The organism is Pseudaestuariivita rosea (assembly GCF_017592335.1).
GTDB classification, from domain to species: Bacteria; Pseudomonadota; Alphaproteobacteria; order Rhodobacterales; family Rhodobacteraceae; genus Parasulfitobacter; species Parasulfitobacter rosea.
On record NZ_JACNMP010000009.1, the window covers coordinates 51,603 to 68,006 of the forward strand.

The 16,404-nt window shown below is 55.4% G+C and carries 16 protein-coding genes; 10 read left to right on the forward strand and 6 right to left on the reverse strand.

From position 1 onward, the window contains the following. Window positions 1–21: 21 nt before the first annotated feature. The 4 genes from accD (at window position 22) to H7848_RS08275 (ending at window position 4,391) form a co-directional block, all read left to right on the forward strand. Window positions 22–975 (forward strand): acetyl-CoA carboxylase, carboxyltransferase subunit beta, encoded by a 954-nt coding sequence (gene accD, locus H7848_RS08260; protein ID WP_208349969.1) that lies wholly within the window; start codon window positions 22–24, stop codon window positions 973–975. After that, window positions 975–2,240, forward strand: a complete 1,266-nt coding sequence (locus H7848_RS08265) for a bifunctional folylpolyglutamate synthase/dihydrofolate synthase (RefSeq protein ID WP_237072656.1) — start codon at window positions 975–977, stop codon at window positions 2,238–2,240. Before accD ends, H7848_RS08265 begins: the two co-directional genes overlap by 1 nt. 109 nt (window positions 2,241–2,349) lie before the next feature. Further along, a complete protein-coding gene (gene sseA, locus H7848_RS08270; RefSeq protein ID WP_208349973.1) occupies window positions 2,350–3,207 on the forward strand; it encodes a 3-mercaptopyruvate sulfurtransferase in 858 nt (285 codons plus the stop codon). Beyond that, window positions 3,207–4,391 (forward strand): amino acid aminotransferase, encoded by a 1,185-nt coding sequence (locus tag H7848_RS08275; protein WP_208349976.1) that lies wholly within the window; start codon window positions 3,207–3,209, stop codon window positions 4,389–4,391. The genes sseA and H7848_RS08275 overlap by 1 nt, the downstream gene beginning before the upstream one ends. 33 nt (window positions 4,392–4,424) lie before the next feature. Here H7848_RS08275 and H7848_RS08280 read toward each other — a convergent pair whose 3' ends face one another. The 4 genes from H7848_RS08280 to H7848_RS08295 form a co-directional block, all read right to left on the reverse strand. After that, the gene (locus tag H7848_RS08280; protein ID WP_208349978.1) at window positions 4,425–5,555 is read right to left on the reverse strand and encodes an MFS transporter; all 1,131 of its coding nucleotides are present in this window, start codon (window positions 5,553–5,555) and stop codon (window positions 4,425–4,427) included. Window positions 5,556–5,641: 86 nt separating this feature from the next. Further along, complete coding sequence (locus tag H7848_RS08285) at window positions 5,642–7,126, reverse strand: heme biosynthesis protein HemY (protein WP_208349980.1); 1,485 nt, start codon at window positions 7,124–7,126, stop codon at window positions 5,642–5,644. A gap of 11 nt (window positions 7,127–7,137) precedes the next feature. Continuing rightward, window positions 7,138–8,616 (reverse strand): hypothetical protein, encoded by a 1,479-nt coding sequence (locus tag H7848_RS08290; protein ID WP_208349982.1) that lies wholly within the window; start codon window positions 8,614–8,616, stop codon window positions 7,138–7,140. A gap of 77 nt (window positions 8,617–8,693) precedes the next feature. Further along, window positions 8,694–9,317 (reverse strand): uroporphyrinogen-III synthase, encoded by a 624-nt coding sequence (locus H7848_RS08295; protein ID WP_208349984.1) that lies wholly within the window; start codon window positions 9,315–9,317, stop codon window positions 8,694–8,696. A gap of 144 nt (window positions 9,318–9,461) precedes the next feature. Here H7848_RS08295 and tsaD point away from each other — a divergent pair, with 144 nt between their 5' ends. The 4 genes from tsaD to H7848_RS08315 are packed head-to-tail and all read left to right on the forward strand — an operon-like array spanning window position 9,462 to window position 12,198. Beyond that, window positions 9,462–10,556, forward strand: coding sequence for a tRNA (adenosine(37)-N6)-threonylcarbamoyltransferase complex transferase subunit TsaD (gene tsaD, locus H7848_RS08300; RefSeq protein WP_208349988.1), 1,095 nt, complete (start codon window positions 9,462–9,464; stop codon window positions 10,554–10,556). Next, a complete protein-coding gene (locus H7848_RS08305) occupies window positions 10,553–11,509 on the forward strand; it encodes an NAD(P)H-dependent glycerol-3-phosphate dehydrogenase (RefSeq protein ID WP_208349990.1) in 957 nt (318 codons plus the stop codon). Before tsaD ends, H7848_RS08305 begins: the two co-directional genes overlap by 4 nt. Before the next feature lie 3 nt (window positions 11,510–11,512). Then, window positions 11,513–11,785 (forward strand): YciI family protein, encoded by a 273-nt coding sequence (locus H7848_RS08310; RefSeq protein WP_208349993.1) that lies wholly within the window; start codon window positions 11,513–11,515, stop codon window positions 11,783–11,785. Beyond that, the gene (locus H7848_RS08315) at window positions 11,785–12,198 is read left to right on the forward strand and encodes an EVE domain-containing protein (protein ID WP_208349996.1); all 414 of its coding nucleotides are present in this window, start codon (window positions 11,785–11,787) and stop codon (window positions 12,196–12,198) included. The genes H7848_RS08310 and H7848_RS08315 overlap by 1 nt, the downstream gene beginning before the upstream one ends. 79 nt (window positions 12,199–12,277) lie before the next feature. On the opposite strand, the gene H7848_RS08320 is transcribed toward H7848_RS08315, so the two are convergent. Further along, a complete protein-coding gene (locus H7848_RS08320) occupies window positions 12,278–14,044 on the reverse strand; it encodes a PQQ-dependent methanol/ethanol family dehydrogenase (RefSeq protein ID WP_208349998.1) in 1,767 nt (588 codons plus the stop codon). Between the two features lie 216 nt (window positions 14,045–14,260). Here H7848_RS08320 and H7848_RS08325 point away from each other — a divergent pair, with 216 nt between their 5' ends. Both H7848_RS08325 and H7848_RS08330 read left to right on the forward strand, forming a co-directional pair. After that, window positions 14,261–15,226 carry an ABC transporter substrate-binding protein gene (locus tag H7848_RS08325; RefSeq protein WP_208350175.1) on the forward strand — a complete coding sequence of 322 codons (966 nt, stop codon included), beginning with the start codon at window positions 14,261–14,263 and terminating at the stop codon, window positions 15,224–15,226. Then, window positions 15,226–15,918 carry an ABC transporter ATP-binding protein gene (locus H7848_RS08330; protein WP_208350001.1) on the forward strand — a complete coding sequence of 231 codons (693 nt, stop codon included), beginning with the start codon at window positions 15,226–15,228 and terminating at the stop codon, window positions 15,916–15,918. Before H7848_RS08325 ends, H7848_RS08330 begins: the two co-directional genes overlap by 1 nt. On the opposite strand, the gene H7848_RS08335 is transcribed toward H7848_RS08330, so the two are convergent. Next, window positions 15,858–16,403, reverse strand: coding sequence for a tetratricopeptide repeat protein (locus H7848_RS08335; protein WP_208350011.1), 546 nt, complete (start codon window positions 16,401–16,403; stop codon window positions 15,858–15,860). The genes H7848_RS08330 and H7848_RS08335 overlap by 61 nt on opposite strands. Window position 16,404 lies beyond the last annotated feature (1 nt).

A 16,404-nucleotide genomic window follows, 5' to 3' on the forward strand; every position in this document is an offset into this window, starting at 1 on the left:
AATGCAAAATAAGGTTCGCCAATGAACTGGATTTCCAACTATGTCCGCCCGCGGATCAACTCGATCTTTTCGCGGCGCGAGATACCTGAAAACCTCTGGCATAAGTGTGATGCCTGCGGCACGATGCTGTTTCACCGTGAACTGACCGACAATATGAATGTCTGTACCAACTGCGGACATCATATGGGGATTTCACCCCGGGAACGGTTCCATGCACTGTTCGATGGCGGTATCTTTTCCGAAGTTGAGGTTCCCGCCCCCTTGGCCGATCCGCTGCATTTTCGGGATCAGAAACGCTATCCTGACCGGATGCGGGCCGCGCAAAAGGCCACTGGTGAAAAAGAGGCCATGCTGGTCGTCGAGGGCGAAATTGGTCGGACCCCGGTAGTCGCTGTGGGACAGGATTTTCGCTTCATCGGCGGATCGATGGGCATGTATGTTGGCAATGCAATGATCGCGGCTGCGGAACGTGCGGTCAGCCTGGGCCGACCGATGGTGCTGTTTTCTGCCACTGGCGGCGCGCGCATGCAGGAAGGTATCCTTAGCTTGATGCAGATGCCCCGCACCACTGTCGCAGTCCAAATGCTGAAAGAGGCGCGCCTGCCATATATCGTCGTGCTGACCAATCCGACGTCCGGCGGTGTGACAGCCAGCTATGCGATGCTGGGCGATGTGCACATTGCAGAACCCAACGCACTGATCTGTTTTGCGGGCCCAAGTGTCATCGAACAAACGATCCGTGAAAAACTGCCCGAAGGGTTTCAACGCGCGGAATATCTGTTGGAACATGGTATGGTCGACCGTGTGACGCCGCGTACAGAACAGCGCGATGAGCTGATCAAAATCATTCGAATGATGATGAAGATGCCCCGCGCAATCAAAGCTGACTTACCCGCGCCGGGCCCGGATACAGCGGGCGAACCCCTACAAGTAGCCCCACCAGAACCTGCCCAAGATCAGAGCGACCCCAAGTGATGGCAAAATCAGACATCATCCTGGAACGGATGATGTCGCTGCATCCGAAAATCATCGACCTCACGCTTGATCGCGTGTGGCGCCTGTTGGATGCGCTTGGCAATCCGCAGGATCGACTGCCTCCGGTCATTCATATTGCCGGAACAAATGGCAAAGGCTCAACCCTGGCCATGATCCATGCAGGACTTGAGGGCGCTGGTCTGACCTGCCACGCTTATACCTCGCCGCATCTGGTCCGATTTCACGAACGCATCCGTGTCGCAGGTGATTTGATATCAGAACCCACTTTGACCGAAATTCTGGATCGCTGTTATCAGGCCAATGACGGCGCCCCGATCACTTATTTTGAGATTACAACGGTTGCCGCCATTCTGGCCTTTTCCGAAACCCAGGCCGACTTCACGTTACTTGAGGTGGGTTTGGGCGGGCGACTGGACGCGACAAATGTTATCGAAAAACCTGCTATAACAGCCATCACGCCTGTCGATATGGACCACCAACAGTTTCTGGGTGACACATTGCCCGAAATTGCTGCAGAAAAAGCCGGCATCATAAAACGCAACACACTTTGTGTGGTCGGCCCGCAGCATGATGCAGCGCTGGATGTGATCGAGGACCGTGCGATGCGTCTTGCGGCGCCCTTACGGGTGCACAACCAGCATTGGCATGTCTATCGCGAACACGGGCGGCTGGTTTTTCAGGATGAGATGGGCCTTCTGGATCTGAAATTGCCCGTGTTGCCCGGCCCCCATCAAATTCAAAACGCAGGCATCGCACTGGCGGTGCTGCGTGAATTGGGCAAAGGCAACCCGGATGCCGCGATGGAACGCGCCGAATGGCCCGGACGGCTGCAAAAGATCACTGATGGGGCGCTAAAAGCGATTGTGCCCGATGCCGAGCTTTGGCTGGACGGCGGTCATAACCCGGCGGCCGGTCGCGCCCTGGCGCAAACATTATCGGCGATGCCCAATCGCAAGACGCATATTATCTGCGGCATGTTGAAGACCAAGGACATCAATGGGTTTCTGACCCCACTTCGCGATCTGACCAGCGCCATGACCGCGATCAGCATTCCCGGTGAGGCCAACACTTTATCAGCAGATGAAACCGCCAAAGCGGGGCAAGATGCGGGTTTCGACGCCAAAACGGCCCACGATATCGAAACTGCCCTTTCAGATATCCAAAAAACATCCCCAACCGCCCGCATCCTGATCTGCGGGTCACTCTATCTGGCCGGTCACGTTCTGCGAAAGAATGAAAACTAGCCAGCCATTGCAAAATCGACCCGGTTTTCTTCCAAGTGTTTTCAGCGTGGCTCTTGCAAGCAGTTGACGCTACGTCTACTCAGAAAGACAAAGATTTTGGGGGTTATGAATGTCTGCTGATGATCCAAGAACGCTTGTCTCGACCAATTGGCTTGAGGATCACCTGAAAGACCCTGATCTGCGTGTTCTTGATGCCTCGTGGTATTTGCCGGACATGAAACGCGACGCCAAAGCCGAATACGAAGCGGCCCATATCCCAGGTGCGCGGTTCTTTGATCTGGATGAGATCAGCGACCAAAGGTCTGACATGCCGCACATGGCGCCCCCGCCTGAAAAATTCATCAGCCGTCTGCGTGCGATGGGCGTTGGCGACGGGCATCAGGTCGTTGTTTATGATGGCGCCGGGATCTTTTCCGCCGCACGTGTCTGGTGGCTGTTTCGGCTGATGGGAAAACGCGATGTTGCCGTGCTGGATGGCGGGTTTCCCAAATGGCAGAAAGAGGATCGACCGACCGAGGATCTGCCCCCCATTGTTCGTGACCGCCATATGACCGTTCAGAAACAAAATCAGCTATTCAAGGATGTAACCCAAGTCGCGTCGGCTTCTAAACTTGGCGATTATGAGATCATAGACGCGCGCAGCCCCAGTCGTTTTCGTGGCGATGATCCGGAACCCCGCCCCGGTCTACGTGCGGGCCATATCCCGAATTCGAAGAATGTGCATTATTCCAGTTTGCTGAACGACGATGGCACTATGAAAGACGACAATGGCATTCGATCTGTCTTTCGCACCGCTGGCGTGAACCTGAACAAACCCGCCATTACAACATGCGGATCAGGGGTGACGGCGGCAATCCTAAGCCTAGCGCTGGAAAAGATCGGGAAAACTGATCATGCATTATACGATGGATCATGGGCGGAATGGGGCATGTACAAGGACCTGCCTGTCGCAACAGGGGATACGTGATGTTTGAAAAGCTGACAGAACAGCCAAAAGACAAAATTCTGGCTTTGATGCAGATGTATCGTGATGATCCCAGGCCAACCAAAATCGATCTGGGTGTGGGCGTCTATAAAAATGCAGATGGCGTTACACCCATCATGCGTTCTGTTAAAACAGCCGAGCAAAAATGGTGGCAAAAAGAAGACAGCAAATCCTATGTTGCCATTGCAGGCGATGCCGGTTTCAACGACGTCATGGTGGATCTGGTTCTGGGGGATGCGGTTCCACGGGATTCTGTCGCTTCAGTCGCAACACCTGGTGGAACAGGCGCCGTCCGGCAAGCTTTTGAATTGATCCGCATGGCTGATCCGAAAGCCACTGTCTGGATCTCGGACCCCACATGGCCAAATCACGTCAGCATCCTGAAATACCTCGGGATCTCGATGCAAACCTATCGCTATTTCGATAGCGAAAGCGGAGCCGTCAATTTCGAAGGCATGAAAGAGGATCTGGACGAGGCCAGCCCAGGCGACGTGATCCTACTGCATGGCTGTTGCCACAACCCCACCGGCGCAAATCTGACGCAGCCGCAATGGAATGAGATCATTCGGATTATGCAAGAAAAAGGCCTGGGCGCTATGATCGACCTGGCCTATCAGGGATTTGGCGACGGTCTGGACGATGATGCACTGGCCACGCGTCTGGTTGCTGCATCACTGCCAGAAACCCTGATTGCCGCAAGCTGTTCCAAGAACTTTGGTATCTATCGCGAACGGACAGGCATTCTGATCGCTGTTTCGCAGGACGCCTCGCTTCGGGCGATGACGCAAGGCACACTTGGCTTTCTGAACCGGCAAAACTATTCATTCCCACCGGATCACGGCGCACGCCTGGTCACTTTGGTTCTGAAAGATGACGCCCTTCGTACCGACTGGCAGGCCGAACTGGAAGAGGTTCGCAATGGCATGCTTGGCCTGCGCAGTCAGTTGGCGGCTGAACTGCAGCGATATACCAATTCTGATCGGTTCGGCTTTATCGCAGAGCACCGCGGTATGTTTTCCCGCCTTGGACTGACGCAAGAACAAGTCGAAAAACTGCGTTCGGACCACGCAATTTATATGGTGTCCGACAGTCGGATCAATATCGCGGGACTCAACACGGACACTGTGCCAATCCTGGCCAAGTCGATTGTGGATGTTCTGGACTGACCGCCGCTTATTTTTGTGTAAGATGGATCGGGTTTAGGCCCATCCAAGCCTCTTGGCCCTGAACCCGATCCACAAGACACAGACCAGACCAATCAGACATATCAGGGCTGTTGTCACGATAACAGCAGTCAACCCGCCATAGGCAATCGCCAACGCAAAAAGCGGTGTACCACTGGCCGTTCCCAGATTGCCCAACTGCGCTATGGCACCATTCGCCCGCGCAATCGCGGCAGGGGAATGATTGAAATAAGGAACACTGGCAAAGCTGCCACCGGGCTGTAGCCCAATGACGAAAAACGCCAACAAAGCAACCGGAAGGATCTGACAGAACGGCATCAGGATGATCGTCAAACCCATCGCTACAGCAACAATTCGATCAGCAGGTATAAATCGGGCGAGGACACCTGCAGTGAACGTACCCGCAAGACTGACAAGCGGTAAGGCCGCTGCGACCCAAGGGCGGTCACTGATCAGGTCCGGCAAAAACGTCAGCAGCGCGACAAAGATCAGCGTATGCCAGAAAAACCCAAGGGCCGGCGCCACAACTCGCGCATCAGAATAAAGCTGTACGTGTTCTTTCACCCATTTTATATCAAACCGATTTCGCGGCGTGACGGGCAACAATGCCCAAAGCAGGACGGCAAGCACCATCAAAGCCGCGCCGTGCATGATAAAAACAAACGGCAACCCGCCAATGCCAATCAAAGAAGGCAAAATCCATGCCGTTACGGCAAAGCTTAGGCCAAAAAATGTACCCCAAAGCCCCATGATCGTGCTTTGGTCTTTGGGCCGACTTAGCTGCAACATTAACGTGGGCGCAGCGACAACCAATGCCAGATGCGACGCACCCTCAATCAGGCGGGTTCCCAGCAAAACCGGAAAAGGCAGCAGAAAACTTTGCAAAACAGACAAAGCCGCGCCTACGATCAAAGCGATTAGAATGATCGGCCTGGCCCCAAATCCAGCCACCAGGATACCCGCAACCGCGCCTAATAAAATGCCGACAACGCTAAGGCATGAAATAGCCAAAGACATTGTCGCTTCAGACAGATCATAGGCTAGCGCCATTTCTGTCAGTACCAGTGAAATTTTACCAAACTGCGCAGCTGCCAGAATGCCGGCAAACCATAGTAATAGCACGACTGCCCAGTTGGTCTGTTTCACCGTAACTGTTCCTTTGCCTTAATACGGCTTTATTGTCAGGCCAAGTTGACATAACCGTCTAAAACGGTCACCCAGTCTGTATCTTGCTAAGTCGACGATTTTTCCAGGCGTTCTTCTTCCAGAACCTCGGCATCGGTGATTTCTTCGGATGTCGTCAACTCAGACTCGTCTATAACATCGACCGCGGGCACTGCAGGTTGGCCCACAAGCAGTGGCAACATCTCGGTTGATGTGGGCATCACGCCCTCTGAGACGGTGGGTTCGCGCCAACTTAGGGTATCGAAAGACCCGCAGTTTTCACAAACGGGCACCCAGGCCGCATGGATGTTCTGACAGTTGTCACATACCCATTGCGGACCGCGTGACGCCGTCAAAGCCTTGGTCAACCAACCGCGAACAACGCTGTCGTCGGCCCCTTCGCCGCGTTCAACAGCCGCCATAATCGTCAGATTACGTGCCGTCGGATGGTCCAGCACAACTTTTGACACCGCCTGACGCGCCGCCGGAAAATCCTCGGCCGCGATGTAAAGTTCGGCCAACAGCATCTGCGTTTCAGGATGGTCGGGCTGCAACCGGGTCAGATCATGAAACCGTTTGATCCGCTGACCGGCTGTTTCTTCCGGTTCGATATCGGCAAAAGCGGCAGCCAGATCGGGGTGGGGTTGGACTTCCCATGCTTTTTTCAAGACACGTGCGGCATAACGCTTTTTACCCTGCTCAGTATAGGTTCGTGCGGCCAATGTCGCAGCAGGGATCAGATCAGGGGATAGACGGTTCGCTTCGATCGCGGTTTCCTGCGATTCAATTGAACCCTGCAAGGTGGCGATTTCCTTGGCCTCGGACAAAGCCAGAACAGCATCGCGACGCTTATGCACATCCCGCGGCAAGGCACCATATTTCAGCTTTGCATTCAGCGTATTACGTGCGCCGGACCAGTCTTCTTTTTCGGCCTGTAAGCGTAGCAGAACATCTTGCGTTTCCTCATGCCGGGGCTTCAGCGCAAAAGCCTTTTCAGCCAGGGCCAGCGCGGTTTCGGTGTCGCCTTCGGCCAATTTCTGTTTCATGATACCCCGCACGCCCACGAACCGTGTCCGGTCATCCTGCAACAGCCTTTTATAGACCTCGGCCGCCTGCTTTGTATCACCGACCATTTCAGCGGCCTGCGCGGAAATCAGGTTGGTCAGTTCAGGGCGGCGCAGATATTTTTCGGCCTTCGACGCTTTGGCCATCGCCAGACGGCCTTCACCCGAAGCCAAGGCCATCAGACCATCTGACAGTGCCTGAAATCCCTTGCGTTCACGATTCCGGTCAAAGTACCGCGAAATGGCGGTTTCATCGCCGTTGATGAACCGCAAGGTTGCGATCAACAGCCCGAAAAGTTTAAGAAACAGCCAGACCGTGAAGACCAGCGTGACGACACCAATGATGCTTAGCAGCGGGCCAAGCGTGTATTCCATGCCGCCAAATGTGATCTGAACGCTACCATCCATTTCCAGCAATAGGACTGCGCCATATGCCAGCAATGCAACGATTGTGACAAAGAGTAATATTTTGATCAGGGACCAGAGCATTGCTGTTGTCCTTAGTTTGAAAAGAGCTCTTGTGATAATGTCTCGGCCGCGGCCAGGGCATCTAATCGCGCTTGTGCCTGTTCAACCCAGGCCGCCATCTGCGACCGCGCAATATCAGGAAGGGTTTCGATTTCGGCCAAGGCATCGGTCAGGTTGTCATTGCGCGTCGCCGCTTCGGCACGGGACAAAATCGCATCAGGGTCATCGCCTTCGCGTGGCTCAACGGATCTGGCACCGGTCTGGGTGCGCAGAAAGTTTGTCAAACGGCTACCGGCGGTGTCACCCGTATTAATACTGCGATACTCGGCCAGCGCAGAACGGGCTGCATCAGGGAAGCTGTCCTGCAGTTCAATGACTGTTGCAACACCAGTCTGCGCTGCATTGCTCAGGGCATCTGGAACGTCGATATCGCTTATCTGCTCTAGATCGCCCAAAGCATTCGCATACGCACTTCCGCTTTCCAATGCCGCCTGAATCCGTCCCATGGCAGCGCGGGCGGCCGCTGTATTTGCAGCATCTTCGGCGCTATCCTCCATCGCTGCAGCTTCGGCAGCAATACCTTCGATCGCCTGTCTTTCGTCGGCGACCTGATCACGCAGGCTTTGAAGTTCACGTTCAAAAGCCGCGATTGCCGCCTGAGATGTTTCCGCGACCGGACGGGTTTCAACATCGGTAATTCGTTGATCAAGTTCGGTTAGCCGATCACTTAGCGATGAAAGCTGTGCGCTGAGTGATGCCGATTGTTCTGAAACAGCCTGAACCGAAGACGCCAGTGTCGTATCATCATAGGCCGCTGGTATGTCGTCACGCAGATCATTCACCGACCCCTCAAGCTGGCTAATCTGCTGCGACAGCGCTTCGATTTCGGGGGCATTCGAGTTTGAGAAATTCAGAATGTAAGCGGCGCCAAATCCAATGGCGGCGGCGATACCACCACCCAGCAACATTGGAACAAACCCGCCCTTGCGTTCGGCCTGAACAGGCTGAGGATCAGGTTCGGGTGTGTAACTACGGACGTCTTCACCCTCATCAGGTTGCTTGTCTGGATCGTCTACTTCGTCGTGATGCTCAGATGTCTGATCCATTTCAACAGCTTCGTCGGTCTGGGCTTCCGATATCGTCTCTTTGTCCACGGCTTCCGAGGTATCGTCAGTGTCTTTTTCCTGAACCTCATCAACCGGAGGGGTATCCCACGGGGTGTTCTGACTTTCGGATGCCTCGACAGTGTCGTCCAAAAACACATCCGCTTCAGTCTTTGTCAGCGATATCTCCGCATCGTCATCAACCGACTGCGCAGCGACGCTGTCCTTAACGTCTTTGCCAAGCTCATCTGCCGCGTCCTGATTATCAGGCGACGTTTTCTCTTCGGCCTCAGCCGGTGCGTCGGCAACTGACTCCGCATCTGCCGCACCATCAGGTTTTACGTCGTCGTCTGCTTTCGATGGTGCATCATCTGTCTGATCTTTGGTTGGCTTTTTGCGCTTGGCCACTCGTCCCACCCTTTCGAATCTGGCAGGTTTGGATTTTCCGCACCCCCACAACAGCTTATCTTGGCCTGCCCGTTGCCTCAAGCATTCTGACGGCAGGCCACAATTTCTTTAATTCGATCAAAAACGCCATCCGCATCCGGCCGCCTGGCAACCAAACTGCTGTCCGTCCATATAGGTTCCAAGGCAGCTTTGACAGCATCGCTTATTGCAACAAAATCAATCCGGGCGCGAATATCCTGCAGGTATGGGACAAGCAGCCGTGCGCTGCGGGGTGAAAAAACGGGCAAGATCAGGTGAGTGTCGCGCTGTAGCAGCGCCATAGCTGCATCATTCAGAGGTTCTTCAAGTTGTTGGTACAAGGTTTTCGATCGGATTTTCAATCCGGCCTCTGTCAATCTTTTGTCCAGATCACCGACCGAGTGTTCACCCCGAATATGAAGCAACTCGCCACGCGGATTAGCTTGCACGATCGTTTTCACCAAATCATCAACCGTCGGCGCGGTCGCGGCCACCTGAAACCCGGCTTGCCGCGCCAGATCACTAGTTTTTTGTCCGACACAATATGCACCCCTGGGGCCATCCATCGCCAAACGAAGAAAGGCTTCGACACCGTTGCCTGATGTAAAGATAAATGCCGAATAATGATCAAATTCGTCATCTGTTGTTAAAAACGATATCCTGATGATAGGCGATATTATCACCTGAACCTGCTCAATCCGATCATGCAACAACCGGGCAAACATCTCTGACTGTGACCTAGGTCGCGTCAACAGCAGATGTGGGCGGGATTGATCATTCATGACCAAGGGTGTTACCTGCACAGCGATGACAAGGCAACGCGGCAGATGACCAAAACACTGACGGCTCTGGGGCTTGAAAGCAGCTGTGATGATACGGCCGCCGCGGTTGTGCGCCTGGATGCCGACGGGCCTTCGATTTTGTCTTCTGTCGTCGAAGGTCAGACGGATTTGCACGCGCTTTACGGCGGCGTTGTGCCCGAAATTGCCGCGCGCGCGCATACCGAAAAGCTGGACTATTGCATTGAGCTGGCCTTGCAGAATGCGGATATGACGCTGACTGATCTGGATGCCATTGCCGTTACGGCTGGACCCGGACTGATTGGCGGTGTGCTGTCGGGGGTCATGTGTGCCAAGGGGCTGTCGGCGGCGACTGGCCTGCCATTGATCGGTGTCAATCATCTGGCTGGCCACGCCCTGACCCCGCGGCTGACAGATCAGTTGCAATATCCCTATCTGATGTTGTTGGTGTCAGGCGGACACTGCCAGTTTCTGATCGTTCGGTCGGCCACCGACTACACGCGCCTTGGCGGCACGATTGATGATGCCCCGGGCGAGGCATTTGACAAGACCGCACGGCTTTTGGGCCTGCCGCAACCCGGCGGCCCGTCGGTGGAACAAGAAGCCCTGAAAGGCGATCCCAAACGCTTTGCCTTTCCCCGTCCGCTGTTAGATCGCGACGGATGCGATATGTCTTTTTCCGGGCTGAAAACAGCCGTTCTGCGCGCGCGGGATGCGGTTATCGCTGAACATCAGGGGCTTCCCACCAAAGATCGCGCCGATCTTTGCGCCGGATTTCAGGCCGCCGTGACCGACGTTTTGGTTGAAAAAACACGTCGCGCGCTTCGAATATACCTGGACGAAAAACCGGACCATCCCGCCCTGGCGGTCGCAGGTGGGGTGGCCGCCAACCAGACTATCCGTACCGGGCTTTTGCATCTGACGGAACAGTTGAACACCCGATTTGTCGCGCCGCCGCTGGCCCTTTGTACGGACAACGCAGCGATGATTGCCTACGCTGGGGCCGAACTGTTTCAGCTTGGCCATTCTGACGATCTGACCTTGTCGGCCCGGCCGCGCTGGCCGCTTGATCAAAGCAGCGCGCCGATGCTGGGGTTCGGAAAGAAAGGTGCCAAGGCATGAATGTCGGCGTAGCAGGTGCCGGGGCCTTCGGTACGGCGCTGGCCATCAGTCTGTCTGCGCGTGGGCCTGTCACGCTTTGGGCACGTGATCCGGGTGCTGCCCAATCGATGCTTGAAAACAGGGAAAACAAACGCCGGCTGCCCGGCGTCAAGCTGCCAGATAGCGTTCATATCACCGGCGACCCCGAACGGCTTGGTCAATGCGACACCATCCTGGTGTCAGTCCCCACACAAAAGCTGCAGGATTTTGTTCAAAGCCATCAAGCTGTTCTGAAGGATCGGCAGCTGATTTCGTGCTGCAAGGGGGTCGACCTGCAAACCGGACGCGGCCCGGCGTCCATTCTGGCTGAATTGTGCCAAACACCGGCAGTCCTGACAGGCCCCAGCTTTGCCACCGATATCGCGACCGGACTGCCGACAGCGCTGACGCTAGCCTGTGCAGACGCCAGCGTCGCGCAAGCACTGCAAAAGGGTCTATCGACAGACACACTTCGGCTTTACGTTACCGATGATGTAACCGGCGCCGAATTGGGCGGGGCATTGAAGAATGTGATCGCCATCGCCTGTGGCGCCACCATGGGCGCAGGTTTTGGCGAAAGCGCACGGGCCGCGATCATGACCCGCGGCTTTGCCGAACTGCGTCGCTTTGCACTGGCTTTGGATGCGAGATCTGACACATTAACCGGGCTGTCGGGCTTTGGGGATCTGGTGCTGACCTGTACCTCGGACAAATCGCGCAACTATCGCTTTGGCCAAGCCCTTGCCCGTCAGACATCCTGGACCAGCGATGAAACCGTCGAGGGTGCAGCGACTGCCCAGGCCGTCGCAAAAATTGCAAAAGATAAAAACATCGATATGCCCATCACGCAAACAGTGGCGGCAATGATCAGGAACGATCTGACCGTCCAGGATGCGATGCTTGCCCTACTGAACCGCCCCTTAAAAAAGGAATAAGAAATGGCCTACGCCCTGATCGCCCTTGATAAACCAAATGCTCTGGACCTTAGGATGCAAACACGAACCGCCCATCTTGACTATGTCGCTGAGACGGGGATTGTTCAGCAGGGCGGACCCTTCATTGATGAGGCCGGGGATATGTGCGGATCGATGATTGTTCTGGATGTCGATACCCTGGCCGAGGCACGGGAATGGGCCGATAATGATCCCTATGCCAAAGCAGGGCTGTTTGCTTCGGTACAACTGTTTCGGTGGAAGAAAGTGATCGACTGATGGCGTACTGGCTTTTCAAATCTGAACCTGATGTCTGGTCGTGGGACGATCAGGTCGCCAAGGGCGACGCGGGCGAAGAATGGGATGGCGTGCGCAACTACCAGGCGCGGAATTTCATGCGTGAGATAAAGATCGGCGACCGCGGTTTTTTCTATCATTCTCAATCGGATAAAGCGATTGTGGGCATTGTGGAAGTCATCGCCGAGGCACATCCAGACAGCACAACCGATGACGACCGATGGGAATGTGTTGATATCAAAGCCATCGAACCGCTTCCCAAACCTGTGACACTGGCCATGTGCAAAGATGACAGCCGGCTGTCTGATATGGCCCTCGTCAAACAGGCCCGCCTGTCGGTGCAGCCAGTGACCGAGGATGAATGGCGGATCGTTTGTGAGTTGGGCGGGCTTTAAAGCATGTAAGCTTTGAGCGGGTCCAGAAAACAAAAAGGCGCACCTTGGTGATGCGCCTTTCCAGCGATATAACGAAGGATCAGTTCGCGTCTGCCATCTGCCGCGGCAGCTTGAAAGTCCACAGCATACCGCCCTGGTTCAGATAGTTGACCTTGCTGGCCACCTCACCGCCCCAGAGCGGAACGGCCCCGCCCCAGCCTGAAATCACGCTGACGTATTGTTCGCCATCCTGTTCCCAGGTCACCGGCTGACCTACGATGCCGGACCCGGTCTGGAAGCTCCAAAGCTCTTCCCCGGTTTCGTCATCAAAGGCAATAAAGCGGCCTTCGGGTGTGCCGGTGAACACCAGACCACCCGCTGTTGTCATAACGCCAGCCCAAAGGGGTGCTTCATTCTTGTATTCCCACTTGATTTCGCCAGTGTCGGGATCAATCGCCTTTAGACTTCCGATATGGTCTTCGTAGTTGGGCTTGATCGTAAAGCCAGACCCAAGATAGGCCGCACCTTGTTTATAGGTGATCGGCTCGTTCCAGATATCCATGCCCCATTCGTTGGACGGCACATAGAAGTTGCCCGTGCGCTGTGAAAACGCCATGGGCATCCAGTTCTTGCCACCCAGGAAGCCCGGCGAAGAAAACACAACCTGCCCCTTGTTGCCATCGGCAGATTCAGCCGGATCACCAGGGCGGTTTTCTTCGACAAAGACCGGTCGGCCATTTTCATCAATGCCACTGGCCCACGTGATGTCTTTCACAAAAGGCACCGCGCTGACAAAGGCCCCATCTTCACGGTTCAGCACATAGAAATAGCCGTTCCGGTCTGCAGTGGCATAGCGCATATTGCCATCGCGGTCGGTATAGGACACCACTTCGTTGGTGCCGTCATAATCCCAACCTTCACGCGGGGTGGTCTGGAAATGCCACTTGATTTCACCGGTGGCCGGATCAATGCCCAAACGGCTGGCCGCATAAAGGTTGTCGCCTGAATTATCGTCCAACGGTTGCCCCGCATTGCGCAACCAACTGTTCCAGGGCGCGGGGTTGCCCGTGCCGAACACCAGCGTATCTGTATCGGCGTCGTAAGATCCGCCCAGCCACGTTGCACCGCCACCGGTTTTCCACATATCGCCCGGCCAGGTCGCGTTCAGTTCACCGGTCATGGTGCTTTCTTCACCGTTCAGCGTGCCCATATGCCCTTCGATCACGGGACGGGTCCAGACCAGATCGCCAGTTTCGGCATCGCGCGCCTGCACTTCGCCCACAATCCCGAATTCACCACCGGAATTACCTGTGATCACCAACCCGTTGACGATCAGCGGAGCTGCTGTATAGCTGTAGCCCGCCTTGTAATCTGCAATCTTCTTGCGCCAGACCACATCGCCGGTGTCCTTGTTCAAGGCCACAATCCGCGCGTCGAGGGTGCCGAAGTAGATATTGTTGCCATAAATCGCGGCACCCCGGTTGACGACATCGCAGCAGGGCAGAATACCTTCGGGCAGACGTGCATCATACTGCCAGATTTCGCGACCGGTTTCGATATCGATGGCATAGACACGGGAATACGACCCGGTGATATACATCACGCCATCGTGGACGATCGGCTGCGTTTCCTGGCCGCGCTGCTTTTCGCCGCCAAGCGAAAAGGCCCAGGCGGGCACCAAATTCTGGACGTTATCTTTGTTCAACGTATCTAGCGGCGAATAGCGCTGCAGATGTCGCCCCATCCCGTTTGTCAGCACATCGCCAACAGTCGCTTGATCATTTGCAAGATCGGCTTCAGTGACCTCGGCCTGCGCGACACCTGTCGCCAAAAGCCCAACGGTTACAGCCAAGACAAACCTGTTCATCGGTTTCCTCCCCTTCTAATTTGCAAGGCTGGGCCGGGACAACCGACAGCAATCAGCCCGTTTTCAGTATTCGCGGAATGCCCGGATGCCGGTATTGAACAATGGTCGTACGACCTAAAAACGCTTGACAGCGCGCCCACTGTGCTTTGGTCGCGGTTCACCTGCGGCGGCGACTTGTTAACATCCCCCAACACTGGGAGGCGTGCCATGTCATTCATGAAATCAATCGCCGCGGCGTTGGCTGCGGCCCTACTGACAACAGCATTGGCCTGGGCCGAAACACCGACCCTGCGGGCCTCGGTTCTGAAGTTCGGGACCGTGAACTGGGAATTGGATGTGATCAAGCACAACGGTCTGGACACCGCGAATGGTTTTACGCTTGAGGTTCAGGGCGTAGCCAGCGGATCAGCTGCAAAAGTGGCGTTTCAGGGGGGCGAGGCGGATGTGATTGTCAGCGACTGGTTGTGGGTCGCCCGTCAAAGGGCGGCGGGGAAAGACTATGTTTTCATACCTTATTCCAAATCCGTGGGCGGTGTCATGGTGCCTGCGGACAGTCAGGCGCAGTCACTGGCTGACCTAAGGGGTGGCAAGATCGGCATTGCGGGTGGGCCATTGGACAAAAGCTGGCTGATCCTTCAGGCATATGCGGAACAGGTTCATGGCATGGACCTGAAGGCTGAGACCCAACAGGTATATGGCGCGCCCCCGTTGATCTTCAAAACCGCCCTGGGGGGTGAGCTGCAGGGCGCAATCAACTACTGGCACTTCGCGGCCAAGATGGAAGCCGCTGGTATGCGCAAGTTGATCGACGTTGATACCGCCGCAACTGCATTAGGGCTTGATCCCAATACACCGTTGCTGGGCTATGTCGTCAAAGGCGAGCTGCTGCGTGAAAACCCAGACTTGGTGAACGGTCTGGCCGCTGCATCCCGTGCCGCGAAAGACATCTTGGCAACAAATGATGCAGAGTGGGACAGACTACGCCCCAGAATGAATGCCGATACTGATGCGCAGTTCGCAGCGCTCAAGGCAGGTTTTCGCGCAGGTATCCCAGACGCGGCCCCCGTTGATGAAACCGCGGCTGCCAAGATGCTGGAACTTATGGTATCATTGGGTGGAGAAGAGCTGCTGGGTCAGGCCAAGACCCTGCCAGACGGGGTGTTTTTACAAAGCGGAAGCTGATGCATCTAAAATTGGTTGATACTGGAACATCCGGACCGCTGCTGTCGGTGCAGCTGTCAGGCTGGTCTGCAGCCGAGCGGCGGGTTCTGGGGTCAATCGATCTGATAGTACAACCTGGTGAAACACTGGCACTGGTGGGTCCATCAGGTGTTGGCAAAACAACGCTGTTGCGGATCATCGCGGGGCTGGAGGTGGACTATCAGGGCCATCTGTCCGCCCCTGACAAGATCGCGATGGTGTTTCAGGAACCTACGCTTTTGCCTTGGCGCACGCTTGCCCAAAACATCACAATCACAACCGGCCTGTCCGATCATCAGACCAGCCATTTACTAGCCGAGGTCGGGCTTGGCGGTCGTGACACTGAATTCCCCAATCAGCTTTCACTGGGGGAACAGCGCCGCCTGGCACTCGCGCGTGCCTTTGCGGTCAAGCCGGATCTTTTGCTTTTGGATGAACCCTTTGTCTCGCTGGACCCGCCGCTGGTGAAAGAAATGATGCGCCTGTTCGCCGTTTTGCGGGCAAAGTATTCCGTCACAACGATCTTTGTCACCCATGTCGAAGACGAAGCCAAAAAACTGGCCAGCCGCATCGTCGAACTGCGCGGGAGTCCAGCCCAGATTGTCTCGGACCGTCAGAATAAGGGCGCGTACTTCCAGTTGTCGGCGTCTGGCGTGACCTCATCCAGATCATAATCAGCGCCCTGCAGACGTTTGGCAATCGCCAGGCCATCGGCTGCCGCCTGATCCACATATTGCTGACCTAGTTCTGTGTCTTGCGGCACGCCATGACCACGCATCAGATCCAAGCCATAGTTGAACTTGCCCACGGGATCACCAGCTTCGGCCGCGCGCCTGTCCCATTCAGCGCTGGCACCCGGATCATAGTCACCACCAAGACCGTTGTTTTCCATCTGGCTCATCCAGGTCATCGCACCGGGATACCCGGCTTCGGCGCATTGCTGAAAAAACTTCCGCGCCAGATCATGATTGCCCGACTTGGTGACGTAATATCCCATTGAACAGGTCACCATATCAGTCATCCCCAACTCGATCTTGCGTTTCAACATGTTCAACCCGGTGTCTTGCGGATTAAGAGTTCCTGCGTCGTCTTCGATTGTCTCAACATCAGCAAACGCAGGCCAAGTAAATGCGATAAGGACCAATATTATTACACGCATG